A 20,485-nucleotide genomic window follows, 5' to 3' on the forward strand; every position below is an offset into this window, starting at 1 on the left:
CTTCGGGCACCGGCAGGCTGGCATCGAGATCGCCGCCCGGCTCGGCCAGCACCAGCTTTCGCAGCAGATCCGGCCGCGCCTGCGCCACGCGGAATGCGATGTGGCCGCCGCGTGAATGGCCCATGAGGTCGACGGGTGCGGGCCTCACCTGCTCGATGAAGGCAACCACGTCGGCGACGTGCTGCGCCATCCTGTAATCGTCGCCGACGGCATCCCAATGCTCGGGAAAGAAATGCCGCAGGCTGACCGCGATCACGCGATGGGCCTTCGACAGCGGGCCGAGCACGGAATACCAGGTGCGGAAATCCCCGAGCGTGCCGTGTACGCAGACCAGCGGCGGGCCCTCGCCGACTTCGAGATAGGCCATGTCGTAACCGTTGACGCGGAATGTCTGCATGATCAGCTCGCCAAGAAATCCAGGACGATTTCGGAGAATTTTTGCGGCGCCTGCTCGAACATCGGATGCGTCGCGTTCGGGATGACCGCCGTCTTGGAATAGGGCACATGCGCGGCGAGCGCATGCAGCACCTTTGGCAGCAGCCCCTTGGTTCGCGCGCCCAGGATGAACAGCGTCGGCATCTTGATCGCCTCCGCATCCGCCTTCGAGAACGGCGGGCGATTGTCGCGGACCTGGCCGATCAGCGTCATGGCATTGTCGCGCAGATTCTGCTTCACCATCGCCGGCAGCCGCGGCCAGGTGCCGGCGCCCTCCAGCGTATCGACGAAGACGGCGAGGCCGCCGTCGACATCGCCGGCCGCGATCTTCTCGGCCGAGGCGGTGAAGCGCGCCAGCAGCGGCGAGGGGCCGCCTACATAATCCGGATCGAGGCTCGCATCGAGCTCACCGCCGGGCTCGGCCAGGATCAGCCGCCGCAACAAATCGGGGCGGGCTTGCCCGACGCGGAAGCAGATGTGGCCACCGCGGGAATGGCCCATCAGGTCGACGGGGCCGAGGTCCAGCTGCTCGATGAAGGCGATGACGTCCTCGACATGCTGGGCGATCGAATAGGTGTCACCGAGGCCGTCCCAGCGTTCCGGGAAGAAGTGCCGCAGGCTGACGGCGATCACCCGGTGCCGCTGCGTCAGCGGCCCGAGCACGCAACCCCAGACTCGGAAGTCGTTCAGCGAGCCGTGCACGCAGACCAGCGGCGGGCGGCCTCTGTCTTCGCCCACGTCGAGATAGGGCATGTCGTAACCGTTGACGTGGAGGCTTTGCATTCTGGACTCGCGAGGCGGGGCGGAACTCCTGTGCAAGATTCCCGGAAACCGGGTGGATCGCAACTATTTCCAAGCCTAGATTTGGCGGGAGATGAAACTGGGGCATGCGACGCTAGCCAGGAACCAAGCGATGACCGACCAGCATTTTGCCCTGTTCGACACCAGGATCGGCCTCTGCGCCATCGCCTGGGGCCCGCGCGGCATCAACGGCACGCAATTGCCGATGGGCGGCGAGCAGAAGATCCGCACCCGCATCAGCCAGCGCCATGCCGAGGCGACCGAAGCCGAGCCGACCGCCGAGGTGCAGCAGGCGATTGATCGGATCGTCAAGCTGCTCGCGGGCGAGCCTGACGACCTCACCGACATCCCGCTCGATCTGGACGGGGTGCCCGACTTCAACCGCGGCGTCTACGAGATCGCCCGCGCGATCCCGCCGGGCAGGACCGTCACCTATGGCGATATCGCCAAGCAGCTCGGCGGCGTCCAGCTGTCGCGCGACGTCGGTCAGGCGCTCGGCCGCAACCCGTGTCCGATCGTCGTGCCCTGCCATCGTGTGCTCGCCGCCGGCAACAAGCCCGGCGGTTTCTCGGCCAATGGCGGCGTGGTGACGAAGCTGAAGATGCTCGAGATCGAAGGCGCGCTCGTGAACCACACGCCGAGTTTGTTCGATTGAGGCTTGTAGGGTGGATTAGCCGAAGGCGTAATCCACCACTTCTGGCGCCGCACGAAAAGAGGTGGATTACGCTTCGCTAATCCACCCTACGAATTCCGCTAGATCTTCGCGGCCGTCTTCGGCCAATATTTGTCGCGCAGATGCCGCTTCACCAGCTTGCCGGTCGGCGTGCGTGGCAGCTCGGGCTCGAAATCAATCGAGCGCGGGCACTTGATCGCGGAGAGGCGGCCCTTGCAGTAGGCGATCAGGTCCGCCTCGAAGGCCTTGCCGGCGCGGCTCATGTCGTGCGGCTGCACCACCGCCTTCACCTCTTCGCCCATCTCCTCGTTCGGCACGCCGAACACCGCGACATCGGCGACCTCAGGGTGGGTGATCAGCACGTCCTCGGTCTCCTGCGGATAGATGTTCACGCCGCCGGAGATGATCATGTAGGACTTGCGGTCGGTGAGATAGAGGAAGCCATCCTTGTCGAGATAGCCGACGTCGCCGAGCGTCGACCAGCCCTTGGCGTTGTAGGCCTTCTTCGTCTTCTCGGGGTCGTTGTGATAGGTGAAGGCGGGCGCGTCGGCGAAATAGACCGTGCCGATCTCACCGAGCGGCTGCTCCTCGTCGTTCTCGTCGAGAATCTTGATCTTGCCGACCACGGCGCGGCCGACACTGCCGCGGTGCTCCAGCCATTGCGGCGAACTGCAAACAGTGACGCCGTTGCCCTCCGAGCCGGCGTAATACTCGATCAGGATCGGTCCCCACCACTCGATCATTTTTGCTTTGACGTCGACCGGACACGGAGCGGCGGCGTGAATGGCGCCTTTGAGCGTGGAGACGTTGTATTTAGTACGAACGTCGTCCGGCAGCTTCAGCATGCGCACGAACATGGTCGGCACGAGCTGCGACTGCGTGACCTTGTATTTCTCGACCAGCTTCAGGAAATCTTCGGCGTCGAAGTGCTCCATGATGATCGAGGTGCCGCCGAGCACGATCGCCATCATGTTGAAGCGCAAAGGGGCCGCGTGATAGAGCGGCGCCGGCGACAGATAGGTGCTGTCGGCGTTCATGCCGCACATGTCGGCGCAGAGCACGCGCAGAAGCGGATTCGGCTCGTCGATCGCTTTGCCCTCGAACGCCTTCTTGACGCCCTTGGGCCGGCCGGTGGTGCCGGACGAATACAGCATGTCGTAGCCGGCGACCTCGTCGGCGATCGGCGTCGTCGGCTGCGCGGCGGCTTCCTTGTCGTAGGAGCGGAAGCCGGGCAGCGGCTCGTCCATCATGTAGAAGATCGGCTCGCCGGCGGCGCTCTTGATCAGGCCCTTGATCTGGTCGGCGCATTTCGGCGTGGTGATCACGACCTTGGCGCCGCAATCGGCGATGATGTAGTCGATCTCGTCCTGCTTCAAATAGCGGCTGATCGCGGTGTAATAGAGCCCGCTGCGCTGTGCGGCCCAGCACAGCTCCATGAAGGCGAGACGGTTTTCCATCAACAGCGCGATGTGGTCACCGGCCTTCAGCCCGAGCGAGCGGAACAGATGTGCGCCCTGGTTCGAAAGCTCGTCGAGCTCGCGATAGGTGATCGCCTTGCCGGTCCCGGCCATCTGGTAGGCGATCTTGTTCGGCGTGGTCTTTGCGTGGATGGAGGGGTGGGTCATGGCGTTTCCTCAAGCGCGAATGGCGAATAGCGAATTGCGAGTAGGGAGGAACAGAGCCGCTCTTCGCCTAGTCACCATTCGCTACTCGCCACTCACTACTCGCTCTTGTCTTTCCTACAGCCGCTCCACAATCGTCACATTCGCCATGCCGCCGCCTTCGCACATGGTCTGCAGGCCATAGCGCTTGCCGCGCTGGTGCAGGGCGTGGACCAGCGTGGTCATCAGCTTGGTGCCGGAGCCGCCGAGGGGGTGGCCGAGCGCGATCGCGCCGCCGTTGACGTTGAGACGCTCCGGATCGGCACCGGTGGTCTTCAGCCATGCGGTCGGCACCGAGGCGAAGGCCTCGTTGACCTCGAACAGGTCGATGTCGCCGATCTTCATGCCGGCCTTCTCCAGGGCGCGCTTGGTCGCGTGCAGCGGCGCATCCAGCATAATGACGGGATCGCCGCCCATCATGGTCATGTGATGGATGCGCGCCAGCGGCTTGACGCCGAGCTGCTTCAGCCCGCGCTCGTTCACCACCATGACGCCGGAGGCGCCGTCGCAGATCTGGCTGGCGCTGGCGGCGCTGAGCTTGCCGTTCTCGGCGATCAGCTTGACGCCCTTGATACCTTCGAGTGTGGCATCGAAGCGAATGCCTTCGTCGATGTGGTGGGTATCCTTGGAGCCGTCGGCCCGGGTGATCTCCAGCGGCACGATCTCCTTCTTGAAGTGGCCGGCTTGCGTCGCCGCGATCGCGCGCTGATGGCTGTTGTAGGAATACTGATCGAGCTCGTCCTTGGAGAGGCCGTATCGCTCGGCCATCATCTCCGCGCCGGTGAACTGGCTGAACACGATGTTGGGATACTTCGCCTCGATGCCCGGGCTCTTGTAATTGCCAAAGCCGTTCTTGGCCGGAAGCTGCGACGAAAGGCCCATCGGCACGCGCGTCATCGATTCCACGCCGGCGGCGATTACGACGTCCATGGTGCCCGACATCACGGCTTGGGCCGCGAAATGCAGCGCCTGCTGCGAGGAGCCGCATTGGCGGTCGATCGAGGTGCCCGGCACGCTCTCCGGCAATTTCGACGCCATGATCGCGTTGCGCGCGACGTTATTGGACTGCTCGCCGACCTGCATCACGCAGCCCATGATCACGTCTTCGACCAAGGCGGGATCGACCTTGGTGCGATCGACCAGCTCGTCCAACACCTTGGCGGCGAGATCGGCCGGATGCCAGCCGGCGAGGCGGCCCCCCTTGCGCCCGCCCGCGGTGCGCGCAGCGGCGACGATGTAAGCCTCGGCCATTCGGTCTCTCCCTGAATTCTTGATTGGGTTGGTTGTCGGGGACGGATTTAAGGGACGGGCGATCGTTTAGTCAATCGATCAATTAACTCTTGTGATGAGGCGCTGCTTGGGCTTATCTGCGCCCCGCTTCGAGCGGCGAACAGGGATCTTCCGTGGCCACCAGCGTACCGAACAGGCTCCCCAGCGGGAAGAATTCCACGGCGGAGAAATTGCTCGTGGCCGCGAGCGAGTTGATGATCGAACGCTCCTCGATCGAGATCTCGCTCTCCGACATCGCGCAAAAGTCGGGCGCCAACGCCGCGCTGGTCAAATACCACTTCGGCAACAAGGACGGCCTGCTGCTTGCGCTGCTCGCGCGGGACGCCGCAACCGAGATGTCCAATCTCGAATATCTGCTGGCGCAGCCGATCACGGCCACGGCGAAGCTGAAGCTGCATATCGGCGGCATCATCCGGGCCTATCACCGGTTCCCCTACATGAACCGGCTGATCCACTATCTGCTGCATGAAACCAGCGCCGGCTCGGCCGACGAAGTCTCGAAGTTCTTCGTCGCGCCTCTGCTCGATTTCCACCGCCGCCTGCTCGCCGACGGTGTCAGCCGCGGTGAGTTCCGGCAGACCGATCCGGTGCTGTTCTACACCAGCCTGATCGGCGCCTGCGATCATCTGTTCTTCGGCCGGCATGCGATGTCTCGCGCGACCGGCGTCGGCCCGGTCACCGACGACGTCTGCCGGCAATACATCAAACACATGGAAACGCTGATTTGCGGCGGCATCCTCATGCAAGCCGAGGAAGCTGTCGCTGCCGGATGATCCGGCTGAACGCCCAAAGTCCAGAGAAGAAACGCCCAAGGAAAGGTACAAGCATGCAGTTGAAAGATGTATCCGTTCTCATCACCGGCGGTGGTTCGGGTCTCGGTGAGGCGACCGCTCGCGCCATGGCGGCCAAGGGCGCCAAGATCGGCGTGATCGACCAGAACAAGGACAATGCCGAGAAGGTCGCCGCCGAAGTGAAGGGCATTGCGCTACACGCCGATGTCACCAGCGAAGAGCAGATCAAGGCGGCGATCGCCAAGGCGGAAGCCGCGCACGGCGTCGCGCGCGTGCTGATGAACTGCGCCGGCATCGGCGGCTCGCAGCGCATCGTCGGTCGCGACGGGGTCTATCCCTTGGAAAAGTTCGCGCGCATCATCAACGTCAACCTGATCGGCACCTTCAACTGCCTGCGCCTGTTCGCCGAGCGTCTCGTCACGATCGAGCCCGTCGGTGAAGAGCGTGGCGTCATCATCAACACCGCCTCAGTTGCCGCTTACGAAGGCCAGATCGGCCAGATCGCCTATTCGGCTTCGAAGGGCGGTGTCGTCGGCCTCACCCTGCCGGCCGCGCGCGATCTTGCCAGCCAGAAGATCCGCGTCAACACCATCGCGCCTGGCCTGTTCTTCACGCCCCTCTTGATGGGTCTGAACGAAGAGGCGCGCAAGAGCCTCGGTGCCCAGGTGCCGCATCCCTCGCGCCTCGGAGATGCCGCCGAATACGGTTCGCTCGCCGTGCACATCGTCGAGAACCCGATGTTGAACGGTGAGACCATCCGCCTCGACGGCGCGATCCGCATGGCGCCGCGGTAGCTACTTCCTTCTCCCCTTGTGGGAGAAGGTGCCTTGCGAAGGCAAGGCGGATGAGGGGTTTCTCTCCGCGGAGACAGACCCCTCGCCCAAGCGAACTCTGGGCTCACAGCGTGCATGCCCTCTCCCACAAGGGGAGAGGGCGCAATAATAGCCATCTCACGCGCGGCAAGTGCGAGGCCCCCATGTCCCAACCGCTGCTGATCGAGCATGACGACGGCGTCGATCGGGTGACGCTCAATCGCCCGGCTAGCCTCAACGCCCTCGACCCCGCGCTGATCGACGCGCTCAACGTCTATTTCCAGGGGCTGCAGCGCAATCGCGACACGCGCGTCGTCGTGCTGAAGGGGGCTGGCAAGAATTTTTGCGCGGGCCTCGATCTCAAGGCGGCAATGGCTCGCCGCGCGGGACAGCAGGAGCCGCCTGGCGTCACGGAGTCGCTCGACTCGCAGCGCCGCATTGCCGACATCGTGATGCTGATGCGTCGCTGCCCGCAGCCGATCCTCGCGCTGGTGCAGGGCGCGGCGGCCGGCGGCGGTTTTGCGCTGGCGCTTGCCTCCGACATCCGTATCGCGACGAAATCGGCTCGGATGAACTGTGCCTTCATCAAGCTCGGCCTCGGCGGCTGCGACATCGGCACCAGCTACTTTCTGCCGCGCCTTGTCGGCGTATCCGTGGCATCGGAACTGATCCTCACCGGTCGCTTCATCGGCGCCGAGCGCGCGCTGGCGGTCGGTCTGGTCTCTGAGGTCGTTGACGAGGACCAACTCGCTGAGGCGGCCGAGCCGTATATCGAGGCAATGATCACGGCTTCGCCCGTGGGCCTGCGTCTATCCAAGGAATGCCTCAACATCAGCGTCGATGCCGGCTCGCTGGAAGCTGCGATCGCAATGGAGGACCGCAACCAGGTCCTGTGCAGCCGTTCCGAGGAATTTTCGGAAGGCGTCAGGGCCTTCCTTGAGAAGCGAAAGCCTGTCTATATCAAGCGCTGAACCAGAACGATCCGCAAAGGACGATAATTCCGGGAGACGCAAAATGAGTGGAAGCGCGGCGGCTGTGATGACGAAGCCCGCCTTTCGCAAGATCGAGTGGCTCGCACGCGACATCGACGTCGAGCGGCGCGCCGACGGCACGGTGGTGCTGAAGTCGCGCATTCCACTGCAAGCCTACGAGAACCACATTCCAGCTTCGCTGGCGAGGTGGGCGAAGGAAGCGCCGGAACGCATCTGGCTTGCCCAGCGCGGCGGCGCAAGCCGCGAATGGCGCAAGGTGTCCTATGGCGAAGCCAAGCGCACGGTGGATGCTCTGACGCAAGCCCTGCTCAATCTCGATCTCGATGGTCGCCCCGTTGCGATCCTCTCCGGCAATTCGATCGAGCATGCGCTGATGACGCAGGCCGCGATGCAGGCGCGTTCGCCCGCGGCGCCGGTGTCGCCGGCCTATTCCCTGATGAGCCACGATCACGTCAAGCTGAAGTACCTGTTCGACCTGATCAAGCCGGCCGTGGTGATGGTGCAGGACGGCCCGACCTTCGAGAAGGCCCTGAAGGCGCTCGATCTCGCCGGCGTCACCGTCGTTCACGTCGCGCGACCCTGCGACGGCATCAAGAGCGTCAGCTTTGCCGAGCTTGCGGCAACGCCGGTGACTGCCGAAGTCGACGCCTCCATCGCACAGATCACGCCACAGACCGTCGGCAAGCTGCTGTTCACATCAGGCTCGACCGGCATGCCCAAGGCCGTCATCAACACGCAGCAGATGATGTGCGCCAATGCCGCGATGATGATGCAGGTGCGGCCGCGTTCGCCTGATGGTCCTGTCGCGACCATGCTGGACTGGATGCCCTGGAATCACACCATGGGCGGCAATGCGGCTTTCCACCCGATCCTGGTCGATGGCGGCACGCTCTATATCGACGACGGCCGCCCGATGCCGGGCCAGTTCGAGGAGACGCTGCGAAACCTGCGCGAGATCTCGCCGACCTATTACGCCAACGTGCCCGCCGGCTATGCCGCGCTCGCAGCCGCCATGGAGAAGGACGATGCGCTCTGCCGCTCGTTCTTCAAGAATCTCTCGATCATGGCCTATGGCGGTGCGAGGTTGCCCGACGATCTCTACGACCGCATGCAGGCCCTCGCGGTCAAGACGACCGGCGAGCGCATCGTGTTCTACACCGGTTGGGGCTCGACCGAGACCGCGCCGACCTCGACCGGCACCTATTGGGATACCGAGCGCGTCGGCCTGATCGGCCTGCCGTTCCCCGGCGTCGAGTTGAAGATGGTGCCGTGCGGCTCGAAGTACGAGCTGCGTCTGCGCGGCGTCAACGTCACGCCGGGCTATTTCGGCCAGCCTGATCTGACGAAGAAGATGTTCGACGAGGAAGGGTTCTACTGTATCGGCGACGCCGGCATTTTCGTCGACGATGCCGATGCGGTGAAGGGCATCATCTTCGCCGGTCGCGTGGTGGAAGACTTCAAGCTGACCACCGGCACCTTCGTGCATGTCGGCTCACTCCGGACCGACGCGATCGCTGCGGCGACGCCCGTGGTGCACGACGCGCTGGTCGCGGGGCAGGACCGTCCGTTCATCGGTCTGCTGGCCTGGCCGAACCTGCATGCCTGCCGGCAACTCGTCGGCAATCCCGATCTGAGCTTTGCGGAAGCGGTGAAGCATCCCGAGGTGCTCGCCTGTTTCAGGCGTGGTCTGGAAGCGCACAACAGGGAATGCGAGGGCGCCAGCAGCCGCATCATCGCGCGCGCGATGCTGATGGTCGAGCCGCCCTCGATCGACGGCAACGAGCTCACCGACAAGGGCTACATCAACCAGCGCGCCGGCCTCGAGCGCCGCGCCGCGCTGGTGGAGCGGCTCTATGCGGATCAGCCGGATGAGGACGTGATCGTGCTGCGATGAGTGCGCCTCTCTCTCACCTCGTCATTCCGGGATGCGCCGCAAGGCGCAGCCGCTCCGCGCGCCCCCGGAATGACGGTGCCAATAAATGACAACGAATAAACAAAGGTAGCCCGCCATGAACTTTGATTTCTCCGACGATCAGAAACAGCTCCGCGATCAGGCGCGCAAGTTCCTCGCCGAAAAATGCTCGCCCAAGGCCGTACGCGTCGTGCTCGACGGCAAGGCGCCTTACGACAAGGAGCTCTGGAAAGGCCTCGCGGAGATGGGTTTTCTCGGCGTAGCGATCCCTGAAGAGTTCGGGGGCGCGGGCGCCGGCCATCTCGAGCTCTGTGTGATTGCAGAGGAAATGGGCCGCGCCAATGCGCCGGTGCCATTCTCCTCGACGGTTTATCTCGCCGCCGAAACGTTACTGATCGCGGGCAGCGACGCTCAGAAGAAGAAATGGCTACCCGCGATTGCCTCGGGCGAGGCGATCGGTACGCTGGCGCTGTTCGAGGGCAAGGGCAATCCGTCGCCGAAGAACGTCAAGCTCACTGGTGCGAACGGTTTGCTCAACGGCGTCAAGAAGCCGGTTGCCGACGGCGCCGTCGCCGATTTCGCGGTGGTCGCCGCGCGCAACGGTTCGAGCGGTCGCGACAGCGATATCTCGCTGTTCCTGGTCGATCTCAAAGCCGGCGGCGTCGAGGTCAAGAGTCTGACCAATCTCGATCCGACCCGCGGGCAGGCCGAACTCACCTTCAAAGACTGCAAGGCCGAGCCGCTCGGCGCAGCCGGCGAAGGCTGGAGCATCCTCACCCAGGTCCTCGATCGTGCCGCGGTGCTGTGCGCGTTCGAACAAGTCGGCGGCTCCGACCGCGCGCTGGAGATGGGCCGCGACTACGCGCTCGACCGCATCGCCTTCGGCCGCCAGATCGGCTCGTTCCAGGCGGTCAAGCACATGCTGGCCGACATGTATGTCTCGGCGACGTTGGCGCGCTCCAACAGCTATTACGGTGCCTGGGCGCTCTCGACCAATGCGGCCGAACTGCCCGAAGCCGCGGCCGCCGCGCGGATCAGCGCGACGCAGGCGTTCCAGCATTGCGCCAAGAACAACATCCAGGTTCACGGCGGCATGGGTTTCACCTGGGAGTTCGACTGCCACATGTACTACCGCCGCGCCAATGCCATGGCGCTCGGCCTCGGCAGCCTGTCCTATTGGGAAGATCAGTTGATCGACCGCATGCGCAAGAAGAACGCGGCGTGACGTGGTCGTCATTCCGGGGCGCCGCAAAGCGGCGAACCCGGAATCCCGAGATGAGTGAATAACGTCGAGATTCCGGGTTCGCGCTGCGCGCGCCCCGGAATGACAGAAAGAAAAGACCATGAACTTTGACGACACCCCGCAGGAAGCCGAATTCCGTGCCACTGCGCGCGCCTGGATCGCGGCGAACGCGCCCAAGCAATATGAAGAGGAGCTGCGAAAGTCCTCGCTCGGCCGCACCGTGCTCAAGAATGCCGACATTCTCGAGGTCGCAAAAGCCTGGCAGAAGAAGAAGGCCGACGCCGGGTGGGCCTGCCTGCACTGGCCGAAGGAATATGGCGGGCGCGGATCGTCGCCGATCGAACGCGTGATCTGGCAGCAGGAAGAGGGGCCGTTCGGCCAGCTGTCCCGCATGTTCATCATCGGTCACGGCATGTGCGGGCCAACCATGATGGCGTTCGCGCGCGAGGAGCATAAGCGCACCTATCTGCCGCCGCTCGCCTCCGGTGAGAAGGTCTGGTGTCAGCTTTTTTCCGAGCCCGCCGGCGGCTCGGACGTCGCGGGCCTGCGCACGCGCGCGGAAAAGGACGGAGACGATTGGGTCATCAACGGCCAGAAGATCTGGACCTCTGGCGCGCATTATTCCGACTACGGCATTTTGCTCACCCGCACCGATCCAACCGTGCCCAAGCACAAGGGCCTCACCATGTTCTTCCTGGACATGAAGAGCCCCGGCGTCGAGGTCAGGCCGATCAAGCAGGCCAGCGGGGCCTCGGATTTCAACGAGGTCTATTTCACCAACGTTCGCATTCCCGACCATCAACGTCTCGGTGAGGTCGGTGACGGCTGGAATGTCTCGCTGACCACGCTGATGAATGAGCGCAGCGCGATCGGTGCGGCTGTCTCGACCGGTTTCCCTGAATTGTTCGAGTACTGCTCCAGCCTGATGCTCGACGACGGCCCGGCGATCGAGGATCGCGCGGTGCGCTCGAAGCTCGCCAACTGGGCGGTAAAGGCGAGCGGGCTGAAGTACACCAGCATGCGCGCGATCTCGGCGTTGTCGAAAGGCGAGCGGCCGGGGCCGGAGAACTCCATCGGCAAGCTGGTGGCGGGCTCGATGATCCAAGATGTCGCGACTTACGCGCTCGATCTGCAGGGTGCGAACGGCGTGGTCAGCGGCGAGGATGCCGAGCTCGCCGGCCGTTTCCAGGCGATGCTGCTGCGCGCGCCGGGCACCCGCGTCGAAGGCGGCACCGACGAGATCATGCGCAACATCATCGCCGAGCGGGTGCTGGGCCTGCCCGGCGATATCAGGGTCGACAAGGACGTGCCGTTCAACAAGATCCCGACGAAGGGGAGAGGTTGAGACTGTAGGGTGGGCAAAGGCGCGGTACGCTCCGTGCCCACCAATTCTATCGCGAACGAAAGGTGGTGGGCACGCTTCGCTTTGCCCACCCTATGCATCGAGCAAGGATTGTGAGGTCCGCCATGAATTTCGACGACACCCCGCAGGAAGCCGCATTCCGCGAGACCGCGCGCAAATGGGTCGAGGCCAATGCGCCAAAGGAGCTGCACGCCGAGCTGTCAAAATCCTCGCTCGGCCGCATCCGGCTCGCCCAGCACGACATCGTCGATGTCGGCAAGGCCTGGCAGAAGAAGAAGGCCGAAGGCGGCTGGGCCTGCCTGCACTGGCCCAGGGAATATGGCGGCCGCGGCGCCACGCCGATCGAGCGCGTGATCTGGCAGCAGGAGGAGGGCGTCTACGGCAAGCTGACGCAGCCGTTCCAGATCGGCGAGGGCATGTGCGGCCCGACCGTGATGGCCTTCGGCAGCGAGGATGCCAAGCGCCGCTATTTGCCGAAGCTCGCCTCGGGCGAGGAGATCTGGTGCCAGCTGTTCTCCGAACCGTCGGCCGGCTCCGACGTTGCGGGATTGCGCACCCGCGCGGAGAAGAAGGGCGACAATTGGATCGTCAACGGCCAGAAGATCTGGACCTCGGGCGCGCATTATTCCGACTACGGCCTCCTGATCGCGCGCACCGATCCGAACGTGCCCAAGCACAAGGGCCTGACCATGTTCTTCCTGGACATGAAGAGCCCGGGCGTCGAGGTCCGTCCGATCAAGCAGGCCAACGGCATGCAGGAGTTCAATGAGGTCTATTTCACCGACGTGGTGATTCCGGACAGCCAGCGGCTCGGCGCCGTCGGCGAGGGCTGGAGCGTATCGCTGACCACGCTGATGAACGAGCGCATGTCGATCGGCTCGCGGCTTGCGACCGGCGTGCCTGAGATGTTCGAGTTCTGCTCCAATCTCATGCTGGAGGATGGACTTGCGATCGACGATCCTGCCGTGCGCTCGAAGCTTGCGAGCTGGGCGGCGAAGTCGAGCGGCCTGAAATACACCAGCTACCGCACCATCTCGGCCCTTTCGAAGGGCGAGCGGCCGGGCCCGGAGAACTCGATCGGCAAGCTGGTGTCGGGCATGATGCTTCAGGACATCGCGACCTACGCGATGGACCTCCAGGGCGCGGCCGGTGTTCTCACAGGCAGCGACGAGGAGACCGTGCAGGGCCAATTCCAGCAGATGCTGCTATCCTCGCCCTCGATGCGCATCGCCGGCGGCACCGACGAAATCCTGCGCAACATCATCGCCGAGCGGGTGCTGGGCCTGCCCGGCGACATCCGCGTCGACAAGGACGTGCCGTACAACAAGATCCCGACCAAGGGGCGGTGATTTCACCTCTCGCTGTATCTCGTAGGGTGGGCAAAGCGAAGCGTGCCCACCATATGCAGATGCTCCGGGGTAAGTCTGTCGGTGGGCAGCGCGCTACGCGCCTTTGCCCACCCTACGAAGAGCGCGAGCTGATCCATGGACGCTAAAGTCAACCAGAACGACCGCATCGGCGTGCTCGAAGAACTCCTCAACGAGCGCTATTCCGTCCGCGCCTTCCTGCCCAAGGAAGTCGACCGCGCGACCATCGAGCATGTGCTGACCACCGCGCAGCGCACGGCGTCATGGTGCAACAGCCAGCCATGGCAGGTCGTCATCGCCAGCGGCGATGCCAAGGAGCGCTTCCGCCAGGCGATCTACAAGGAGGCCTCGGGCGGTCTCGGCGACGACTACGATTTCACGCCGCCGCGCGAATATGTCGGCGTCTATCTGGAGCGCCGCCGGGAAAGCGGTTTTCAGCTCTACAACACGCTCGGCATCGCCCGCGGTGACAGAAGCGCCTACGCCAAGCAGGCGCTGGAGAACTACAATTTCTTCGGCGCGCCGCATGTCGCGATCGTCCACACCAACGAGCCGCTCGGCATTTATGGTGCGATCGATTGCGGCGCTTATGTCAGCAATTTCATGCTGGCCGCGCAGGCGCTCGGGCTCGGCACGATTCCGCAGGCCGCACTCGCGCGGCATTCCGGCCTGATCCGCCGCCACTTCAATCTGCCCGACGATCGCCGCGTCGTCTGCGGCATCTCGTTCGGCTATGCCGACGACGACCACAAGGTCAACAGCTACCGCACCTCGCGCGCGGGCGTGGCTGACACCGTGACCTTCGTGGACGAATGATCGAGGGCCGCCATCTTTCGAACACGTGAAGGCGGCCGCGGAAGCGGCCGCCTTCGTTTTCGTTTCGGTCCGCTTGACGCCGGCCGTCAGCCGCCGCTGCCGCCGATCACGGCCCGCACGGTCTCGTCAGGCCCAAAATCCTCGGCACCGTCGACATAGAGCAGCGCGGCGAGCTTCGAGCGGGCGCGGTTCACGCGGCTCTTGATAGTGCCGACTGCGCAGCCGCAGATCGAGGCCGCATCCTCGTAGGAGAAGCCCGAGGCGCCGACCAGGATCAGCGCTTCACGCTGGTCCTGCGGAAGCTTTTCGAGCGCCGTGCGAAACTCCTCGAACTCGAGATGCGCGTTCTGCGACGGCTGTGTCTTCAGCGTCTTGGCGTAGTTGCCTTCGGCATCCTCGACCTCGCGCCGCCGCTTGCGATAGTCGGAGCGGAACAGGTTGCGCAGGATCGTGAACAGCCACGCCGGCAGATTGGAGCCGGGCTGGAACGAGTCGATGTTGGCGAGCGCGCGGAGCAGCGTCTCCTGGACCAAATCGTCGGCGCGGTCCGCATTGCCGCTGAGCGAAATGGCGAACGCGCGCAGACTGGGCACGGCCGCCAGGATGTCGTTACGCAGGGAGTCCGTGAGAGGCATTAATCCCTCCCATTGTTGTTGTCGTTGGATCCGCCCTCATCGCCCAATTGGGGTGTCGCTCCCGGCGCATCAAGCTTCTTGATCAGTTCTGCGAACCGATCTGGAACCCCTTGTCGCACGACATCATCATACATGGCGCGCAACTGATGCCCGATCCGGGATTGTATCTCCGGAGTGAGGCCTCCCTTGCCGGGGGTCGTGCTTCTGCTGGCTTGAGACTTGAGATCTTTCATGACCTGTTCCACGTTTCCCCGAGTTAAGTTACTGTAAGTTCGAGAGGTTTTCTCAACCGGGAGCCGTTCCCTGGTTAGGCACAATTCCAGGTTCGAGAAAAAGTTCCCGCTCGAACGGAACTTTTCTCAGGTTGAGGCGTAATCAGCCAGCAGGGGAACCCGGGCCCCCCGCGTGACGCCTGACCTCAGGATTGGACCTCAAGGCCGGCCCGAACACGAATGGAGTGGGGATGTCCCGTTCACAGCTTGTTGCTGAACACTTGCCGTTATTGCGCCGGTACGCACGCGCTCTGACAGGCAGCCAGGCCTCCGGTGACGCCTACGTCGCAGCCATGTTGGAAGCCATGCTGGGAGATCCGGCGGTGCTCGACGAGAGCCATGGGCCGCGCGCCGGCCTGTTTCGGCTGTTCACCCAGATCTGGAATTCGGTCTCCGTCAACGACGATTCGGAGGTGACGACCCTGCCGATGCCGCCGGAGCGGCGTCTGTCCAACATCACTCCACTGCCGCGGCAGGCCTTCCTGCTGCTCTCGCTGGAGGGATTTTCGGAAGAGGAAGTCGGTTACATCCTCGGCACCGACGTCGGCGAGACGCGGCGCCTTGCGGACGCCGCGGGCCGCGAGATGGCGGCCGAGATCGCGACCGACGTGCTGATCATCGAGGACGAGACCTTCATCGCCATGGACCTCGAGAGCCTGGTGAAGAATCTCGGCCACAACGTCGTCGGCGTCGCGCGCACCCACGCCGATGCGGTGGCGCTGGCCAAGAACAAGCGGCCGGGTCTGATCCTCGCCGACATCCAGCTCGCCGACGGCTCGTCGGGCCTGGACGCGGTCAACGAGCTGCTGCGCACCTTCGAAGTGCCGGTGGTGTTCATCACCGCCTACCCCGAGCGCTTCCTCACGGGCGAGCGCCCCGAGCCGGCGTTCCTGATCTCAAAACCGTTCCAGCCCGCGATGGTGTCGGCGGTGGCGAGCCAGGCGCTGTTCTTCCAGCGCAACTCGCGCAACCGCACACCAAAGGCGCCGGCGGCGTAGGCAAAGCCTCGATCCGACAAGAAGACGGCGCGTCGCAGGGCGCGCCGTTTCTTGTTTGCCGACACCCTGTTCAACAACCTCGGCAGACGCTGTTGATCTTGGCCTTCAATTTGGCCTCGTCCGCCCATGGTCCGGGCTCGACCAAGCGTTGCACGCCGTCGAGAGTCATGAAGATGGTAATCCGCTGGAGGTCGTCCTTGGCCTCGGGAGGCGGCTTCGGAAATGGTTCGCTTCGCTCCACCATTTTGAGAGCTGCTGCATCCAGGGGCGGGGAGCCTGTGCTTTCCACCAAAGCGTGCGAGATCAATGTGCCCGAGCGGTCGATCACGAATGTGACGCCAGCATTACCCATCTGACCCATCGCCTCCGGAGGAAACACCCTGTGGCGCCAGACATGTTCAGTGGCCACCTTCCGCCAGGCGGCCATGGTATCCGCCTCCGTGAGCACGGGACCGGGCCTGCTCAGCACCAGCCCGGAAGGTTGCAGCTGGAATTGACGGCCATTGAAGGCAATCGGCACTGTCAACGTGAGTGACTCATCCTTGAGCTCCGAAGGCGGCGCCGGAAACGGTTGGGCACGAGCGACGATCTGCAGCGCGGCAACGTCGAGCGGCCGAGAGCCGGTGCTCACGGCCAGAGCCTGCGAGATCAACCTGCCGGACCGGTCGATGACGAATGTGACCCTGACCTCGCCGGTTTGCCCCAGTGCTTCAGCCGGAAATTGACGGTAGCTGGCTATGTGCGCCGACAGTCTTGCCTTCCAGGCCGTCGCGCGTTCGGTCTGCAAATCTGTTTGCGCGCGTGCGGGGGAAACCGCGAGCAATCCGAGAAGCGCGGCCAACAAAAGGAATTTCATCTGCATCACTGCGGATATTAATCGCGGTCCGGTTGATTGCAAGGCCCGTTGCTCGTATCGCGCTTGCCCCGCTGTGGGCAATTCGAACGGCCGCGAAACATCAGGCGCTTGACGCCAACCTCATTGCCCCGTTGATACGTCGGGCCGATGACATTCATCGCAGCCTCAAGCCGCCGGGAGAAACGCACCATGGATCAGCAACTCCTCGACCGCCTCGCTATCCGCGACCTCGTCGAAAACTGGGCGGTCTGGCGCGATGCTGGGGACTGGGACCGCTTTGCGACCGTCTGGCACGAAGAAGGCTGGATGTCCGCCACCTGGTTTCAGGGGCCGGCGCGGGATTTCATGCGCGTCAGCCAGGAGGGCTTTGCCGGGGGCGTTCGCATTCTGCATTTCCTCGGCGGCACCAGCATCGATCTCGCAGGCCAGCGCGCCATCGCCCAGACCAAGATGACGATCTCGCAGCGCGCCCCGGTGCACGATGTGCTCTGCGACGTCGTCTGCACCGGGCGCTTCTATGATTTCCTGGAGAAGCGGCAGGGCAGATGGGGCATCGTCCGCCGCCAGCCGATCTACGAGAAGGACCGGATCGACCCGGTCGATCCAGCTGCGACGCTTCGCCTCGATGCCAAGGCGCTGGCCGCGCTGCCCGAAGGCTATCGCCACCTCGCCTACATGCAGGAGCTGATCGGCTACAAGGTCAAGCGCGACATGCCAGGCCTGACCGGTGCCGAAGTGGAGAAGCTCTATGGCGAGGGACGGATATGGCTGGCAGGGAAGGTCTCCTGATGCCTCGAGCGATAGCAGGGCGCCGTTGCGTATACGGCCACGGGTGTCCCTTCGGTGGCAAACTCACAACGCAGCCGCCTCGTGCAGGGATGCCTCGAAACGGAGTTGCGCGATCCTTTCCAGATCTGCGAGCGTGACGCGGTAGTCGCCGATCTCGATCCGGCGGCCAACGTCCTGTGCCACCATCGCCACCTGGTCCATCAGATAGGCTGCGACAGCAAGGCGGCCGCGTGGAACGGCCACGACCGTAACTTTCCAATAGGCCCGCGGTACGCGAAAAGTGTCGCGCGCGATCAGGCCGTGCTCGAACTCGACGTCGCCGCGGAAGGCTTCATCGTCGTCGGAGAAGACTGGCCCGCTGAAGCCTGTTAGCCGGCCTCGCGATTGCGCCATTGCACGCTCCCACCGTTCCAACGCGTGCCACCAATCCCGATTGAGCCGCTGGTGCTGCGGCACGACGTTGGGCCAGTAGAACGCCTGGCGCGCCGAGATCGAGGCAGCGCGCGGCTCGCCCCAGCAGCCCGTCGAGCGGGCCATGAGGTGGCCGCGGTCGTAAGGGCTCTGTCGCAGCAACGGTAAATTCATCTGCAACGACGGGGGAAGCAGCGGATCGGGCGACCATTTATCCGCGCTGCGCGGCTCGTCGACGAATTGGCTCCCGTCGCAATTGTAAGCCACGTAATGCGCGAGCCGACGCGCCGGATTCATCACGACCGTGAAGTGCAGATAGCGCAACACGGCGACCGCGCCATTCACGCCGGGTAGAGAGAGCGGGCGCGTCTTGCCGAGAAAATCCGGATCGAACCCCGGACGAACCGTATCGATACGCGAGGGCGGGACGAGACGCGCCAGCCGGCGCAGCAGCGCTTCCACCTCGGTGCGGTCTGTCTCGCCGTTCCAGCGCGAAAGATCGGTTGCCTGCACGGCGGCGAACTCCGTCGGGAATTTGTCTTCGTCGAGGAGTATGGGCACCAGCGCGCCTTTCTTCAGGCCGGCGCGTGCCTCATGACAAACCCATTCGCTGGCCGTCGACGTCTGCGACCACAGCACGACGACGGCTCGACAGTTCGCCAATTCGACGTCGAGCTCGGGCCGCCATGGCATGCCCGGTTCGATGCCGCGGTCCCACCAAACGGTCCAGCCCTGCTCTTCAAGAAGATCCACGATCGGCCGGGCGCGCGGCCGATCGACGTGGGTGTAGCTCAGGAAAATGTCAGCCATGCGACCTGATCCCGTCGAGCGCAACACCCCTTCGGTTCAACCGGCAATCACCGGTCGCAACTGCTCGTCTCTGTCTTGAGTGGCGACAAGACGCTGCTCATGAATTCCTTGCTTCGCCTCGGCCAAGGCTCGAGCGTCTGCCGCACGCCATCTGGAATTCTTTTTCTGCATCCCAGCGCGAAACGATGACGATGACGGTCTGGCCTTCTTCCCTGCCGGCAATCTAGACCACTATACTTTAGGCTGTGTTTCATGCAAGATAGTTGTCTTGAGCGACCGATATTGACGGTCGGATCGAATTTGATGCGGCGGCAGATTTCGTAGCCGTCGCATAAGAGAATATTGTGAGCCATCGAATTGCTGCAGCCGGTATCGGCTGCCTTTGCAGCCTGGGAGGGCCAGATGCCCAAGACCAAGCAACAACATTTGGACAGCACGAACGGACCGAAGCGGATACTCGCTCTCGATGGAGGCGGGATACGCGGCATTCTTTCCCTCGAATATCTTGAAGTCATGGAGCGGGAATTCAGGAGACGATTCAACGATCCGAACTTCCTGCTCTGCGACTATTTCGATCTCATCGGAGGCACATCGACGGGGTCGATCATTGCGGCCGGTCTGGCCTGTGGATTGACGGTGGAGCAGCTCAAGAAGCTCTACACCGGGATCGGGACGGATGTTTTCCAGGCCGAGTTCTGGAGGCTCGGGCTGTTGGCGCCGAAGTTCAAATCTGAGCCACTTCAAGATGCACTCGATGAGCAACTCGGAGCAGACACGACGCTCGACAGCGAGCGCATCCGCACCGGCTTGATGATCATGACGAAGCGCCTCGACACCGGCAGTCCCTGGCCGCTGCACAACCATCCTGCCGCTCGATATGCCGCGCAGGACGGCAAGTTGCATTTGACCAAGGTGGTCCGGGCGAGCACGGCAGCACCGACCTATTTCAAGCCTCAGGAGATCGACATCTCCTCGCGTGATGGAAACGCCGTCGCCGGCGCGTTCGTCGATGGCGGTGTGAGTCCTTTCAACGACCCATCGTTGCAATTGCTGATGCTGGCCGCGCTCGATGGCCATGGTTTTCGCTGGCCAACCGGCAGAGACAAGCTGTTGCTGATCTCGATCGGCACGGGCACGTTCAAGAAGACTTACACGACGGAACAGATCACGGGCATGGCTGCGGCCGAGCAGGGCCTGCGATCGCTGCAATCCCTTATGGATGATTGCGGGCGCGTCAATCAGTCGATGCTGCAATGGCTGACGAACTGCCTGACGCCATGGGCGATCGACCGCGCCCTGGGGGATATGAAGCTGGACAGCCAGAGCGGCCCGCAACTGGCCACCTATGCACGCTATAACGTGCTCCTGGAGCCCGGCTGGCTGAAGACCACGGTCAAGCTTGATCTTGCGCCGGAATCTGTCGCGAAGATCGCGGCGATGGATGATCCGAACAATCTCGCGGACCTTGCCGACATCGGGCGGCTTGCCGCGAAGGAGCAGGTCAAGCCGGAACATTTTCCGCCCTGCTTCGATGCGAGCTGATCCGGCGGCGGCCGGT

General features: G+C 63.7%; 20 protein-coding genes. 12 read left to right on the forward strand and 8 right to left on the reverse strand.

Annotation, left to right across the window (positions count from 1 at the left end; all coding sequences use genetic code 11):
* A partial coding sequence (locus MOV74_RS05880; RefSeq protein ID WP_246918986.1) for an alpha/beta fold hydrolase occupies positions 1-397 on the reverse strand: 397 nt, incomplete at its 3' end.
* 2 nt (positions 398-399) lie between these two features.
* Positions 400-1,218, reverse strand: coding sequence for an alpha/beta fold hydrolase (locus MOV74_RS05885; RefSeq protein ID WP_246918987.1), 819 nt, complete (start codon positions 1,216-1,218; stop codon positions 400-402).
* 130 nt (positions 1,219-1,348) lie between these two features.
* On the opposite strand from MOV74_RS05885, the gene MOV74_RS05890 reads away from it, so the two are divergent.
* On the forward strand, positions 1,349-1,891 hold the full coding sequence (locus MOV74_RS05890) for a methylated-DNA--[protein]-cysteine S-methyltransferase (protein WP_246918988.1): 543 nt from the start codon (positions 1,349-1,351) through the stop codon (positions 1,889-1,891).
* A 98-nt stretch (positions 1,892-1,989) separates the two neighbouring features.
* Here MOV74_RS05890 and MOV74_RS05895 read toward each other — a convergent pair whose 3' ends face one another.
* Positions 1,990-3,534: an acyl-CoA synthetase gene (locus tag MOV74_RS05895; protein ID WP_246918989.1), complete on the reverse strand. Its 1,545-nt coding sequence runs from the start codon at positions 3,532-3,534 to the stop codon at positions 1,990-1,992.
* A 114-nt stretch (positions 3,535-3,648) separates the two neighbouring features.
* Positions 3,649-4,821: an acetyl-CoA C-acetyltransferase gene (locus MOV74_RS05900; RefSeq protein WP_246918990.1), complete on the reverse strand. Its 1,173-nt coding sequence runs from the start codon at positions 4,819-4,821 to the stop codon at positions 3,649-3,651.
* A 209-nt stretch (positions 4,822-5,030) separates the two neighbouring features.
* Between MOV74_RS05900 and MOV74_RS05905 the strand changes: the two genes are divergently transcribed.
* The 8 genes from MOV74_RS05905 to MOV74_RS05940 all read left to right on the forward strand — a co-directional run bounded on the left by MOV74_RS05905 (position 5,031) and on the right by MOV74_RS05940 (position 14,156).
* A complete protein-coding gene (locus MOV74_RS05905) occupies positions 5,031-5,633 on the forward strand; it encodes a TetR family transcriptional regulator (RefSeq protein WP_246919017.1) in 603 nt (200 codons plus the stop codon).
* A 53-nt stretch (positions 5,634-5,686) separates the two neighbouring features.
* Positions 5,687-6,445: an SDR family NAD(P)-dependent oxidoreductase gene (locus MOV74_RS05910; RefSeq protein ID WP_246918991.1), complete on the forward strand. Its 759-nt coding sequence runs from the start codon at positions 5,687-5,689 to the stop codon at positions 6,443-6,445.
* Positions 6,446-6,627: 182 nt separating this feature from the next.
* Complete coding sequence (locus tag MOV74_RS05915) at positions 6,628-7,434, forward strand: enoyl-CoA hydratase/isomerase family protein (RefSeq protein WP_246918992.1); 807 nt, start codon at positions 6,628-6,630, stop codon at positions 7,432-7,434.
* A 43-nt stretch (positions 7,435-7,477) separates the two neighbouring features.
* Positions 7,478-9,349: an AMP-binding protein gene (locus MOV74_RS05920; protein WP_246918993.1), complete on the forward strand. Its 1,872-nt coding sequence runs from the start codon at positions 7,478-7,480 to the stop codon at positions 9,347-9,349.
* Between the two features lie 115 nt (positions 9,350-9,464).
* Positions 9,465-10,592 carry an acyl-CoA dehydrogenase family protein gene (locus MOV74_RS05925; RefSeq protein WP_246918994.1) on the forward strand — a complete coding sequence of 376 codons (1,128 nt, stop codon included), beginning with the start codon at positions 9,465-9,467 and terminating at the stop codon, positions 10,590-10,592.
* 118 nt (positions 10,593-10,710) lie between these two features.
* Positions 10,711-11,955, forward strand: a complete 1,245-nt coding sequence (locus MOV74_RS05930; RefSeq protein ID WP_246918995.1) for an acyl-CoA dehydrogenase — start codon at positions 10,711-10,713, stop codon at positions 11,953-11,955.
* A gap of 122 nt (positions 11,956-12,077) precedes the next feature.
* A complete protein-coding gene (locus tag MOV74_RS05935) occupies positions 12,078-13,322 on the forward strand; it encodes an acyl-CoA dehydrogenase (RefSeq protein ID WP_246918996.1) in 1,245 nt (414 codons plus the stop codon).
* 135 nt (positions 13,323-13,457) lie between these two features.
* Positions 13,458-14,156 (forward strand): nitroreductase, encoded by a 699-nt coding sequence (locus tag MOV74_RS05940; protein ID WP_246918997.1) that lies wholly within the window; start codon positions 13,458-13,460, stop codon positions 14,154-14,156.
* An 86-nt stretch (positions 14,157-14,242) separates the two neighbouring features.
* On the opposite strand, the gene MOV74_RS05945 is transcribed toward MOV74_RS05940, so the two are convergent.
* Together MOV74_RS05945 and MOV74_RS05950 are read right to left on the reverse strand one after the other, a co-directional pair.
* Entirely contained in the window at positions 14,243-14,791 is a 549-nt protein-coding gene (locus MOV74_RS05945) for a sigma-70 family RNA polymerase sigma factor (RefSeq protein WP_011090521.1), read from the reverse strand.
* Entirely contained in the window at positions 14,791-15,024 is a 234-nt protein-coding gene (locus MOV74_RS05950; RefSeq protein WP_063197653.1) for a NepR family anti-sigma factor, read from the reverse strand. The genes MOV74_RS05945 and MOV74_RS05950 overlap by 1 nt, the downstream gene beginning before the upstream one ends.
* 230 nt (positions 15,025-15,254) lie before the next feature.
* On the opposite strand from MOV74_RS05950, the gene MOV74_RS05955 reads away from it, so the two are divergent.
* Positions 15,255-16,061, forward strand: a complete 807-nt coding sequence (locus MOV74_RS05955) for a response regulator (protein WP_246918998.1) — start codon at positions 15,255-15,257, stop codon at positions 16,059-16,061.
* A gap of 70 nt (positions 16,062-16,131) precedes the next feature.
* Here the strand turns inward: MOV74_RS05955 and MOV74_RS05960 are convergent, their stop codons facing one another.
* Positions 16,132-16,917: an energy transducer TonB gene (locus MOV74_RS05960; protein ID WP_246918999.1), complete on the reverse strand. Its 786-nt coding sequence runs from the start codon at positions 16,915-16,917 to the stop codon at positions 16,132-16,134.
* A 189-nt stretch (positions 16,918-17,106) separates the two neighbouring features.
* On the opposite strand from MOV74_RS05960, the gene MOV74_RS05965 reads away from it, so the two are divergent.
* Entirely contained in the window at positions 17,107-17,706 is a 600-nt protein-coding gene (locus tag MOV74_RS05965; RefSeq protein ID WP_246919000.1) for a nuclear transport factor 2 family protein, read from the forward strand.
* 63 nt (positions 17,707-17,769) lie between these two features.
* Here the strand turns inward: MOV74_RS05965 and MOV74_RS05970 are convergent, their stop codons facing one another.
* Positions 17,770-18,927: a DNA/RNA non-specific endonuclease gene (locus tag MOV74_RS05970; protein WP_246919001.1), complete on the reverse strand. Its 1,158-nt coding sequence runs from the start codon at positions 18,925-18,927 to the stop codon at positions 17,770-17,772.
* Between the two features lie 402 nt (positions 18,928-19,329).
* Here MOV74_RS05970 and MOV74_RS05975 point away from each other — a divergent pair, with 402 nt between their 5' ends.
* Positions 19,330-20,469, forward strand: coding sequence for a patatin-like phospholipase family protein (locus MOV74_RS05975; RefSeq protein ID WP_246919002.1), 1,140 nt, complete (start codon positions 19,330-19,332; stop codon positions 20,467-20,469).
* Positions 20,470-20,485: the final 16 nt, after the last annotated feature.

The sequence above is a fragment of the Bradyrhizobium sp. SHOUNA76 genome (assembly GCF_023006445.1).
Taxonomy (GTDB): Bacteria; Pseudomonadota; Alphaproteobacteria; order Rhizobiales; family Xanthobacteraceae; genus Bradyrhizobium.

Coding starts and splice junctions, on each gene's coding strand:
- MOV74_RS05885 (WP_246918987.1), bottom strand. CDS start 1,218: ATGCAAAGCCTCCACGTCAACGGTTACGACATGCCCTATCTCGACGTG.
- MOV74_RS05890 (WP_246918988.1), top strand. CDS start 1,349: ATGACCGACCAGCATTTTGCCCTGTTCGACACCAGGATCGGCCTCTGC.
- MOV74_RS05895 (WP_246918989.1), bottom strand. CDS start 3,534: ATGACCCACCCCTCCATCCACGCAAAGACCACGCCGAACAAGATCGCC.
- MOV74_RS05900 (WP_246918990.1), bottom strand. CDS start 4,821: ATGGCCGAGGCTTACATCGTCGCCGCTGCGCGCACCGCGGGCGGGCGC.
- MOV74_RS05910 (WP_246918991.1), top strand. CDS start 5,687: ATGCAGTTGAAAGATGTATCCGTTCTCATCACCGGCGGTGGTTCGGGT.
- MOV74_RS05915 (WP_246918992.1), top strand. CDS start 6,628: ATGTCCCAACCGCTGCTGATCGAGCATGACGACGGCGTCGATCGGGTG.
- MOV74_RS05920 (WP_246918993.1), top strand. CDS start 7,478: ATGAGTGGAAGCGCGGCGGCTGTGATGACGAAGCCCGCCTTTCGCAAG.
- MOV74_RS05925 (WP_246918994.1), top strand. CDS start 9,465: ATGAACTTTGATTTCTCCGACGATCAGAAACAGCTCCGCGATCAGGCG.
- MOV74_RS05930 (WP_246918995.1), top strand. CDS start 10,711: ATGAACTTTGACGACACCCCGCAGGAAGCCGAATTCCGTGCCACTGCG.
- MOV74_RS05935 (WP_246918996.1), top strand. CDS start 12,078: ATGAATTTCGACGACACCCCGCAGGAAGCCGCATTCCGCGAGACCGCG.
- MOV74_RS05940 (WP_246918997.1), top strand. CDS start 13,458: ATGGACGCTAAAGTCAACCAGAACGACCGCATCGGCGTGCTCGAAGAA.
- MOV74_RS05945 (WP_011090521.1), bottom strand. CDS start 14,791: ATGCCTCTCACGGACTCCCTGCGTAACGACATCCTGGCGGCCGTGCCC.
- MOV74_RS05950 (WP_063197653.1), bottom strand. CDS start 15,024: ATGAAAGATCTCAAGTCTCAAGCCAGCAGAAGCACGACCCCCGGCAAG.
- MOV74_RS05955 (WP_246918998.1), top strand. CDS start 15,255: ATGTCCCGTTCACAGCTTGTTGCTGAACACTTGCCGTTATTGCGCCGG.
- MOV74_RS05960 (WP_246918999.1), bottom strand. CDS start 16,917: ATGAAATTCCTTTTGTTGGCCGCGCTTCTCGGATTGCTCGCGGTTTCC.
- MOV74_RS05965 (WP_246919000.1), top strand. CDS start 17,107: ATGGATCAGCAACTCCTCGACCGCCTCGCTATCCGCGACCTCGTCGAA.
- MOV74_RS05970 (WP_246919001.1), bottom strand. CDS start 18,927: ATGGCTGACATTTTCCTGAGCTACACCCACGTCGATCGGCCGCGCGCC.
- MOV74_RS05975 (WP_246919002.1), top strand. CDS start 19,330: ATGCCCAAGACCAAGCAACAACATTTGGACAGCACGAACGGACCGAAG.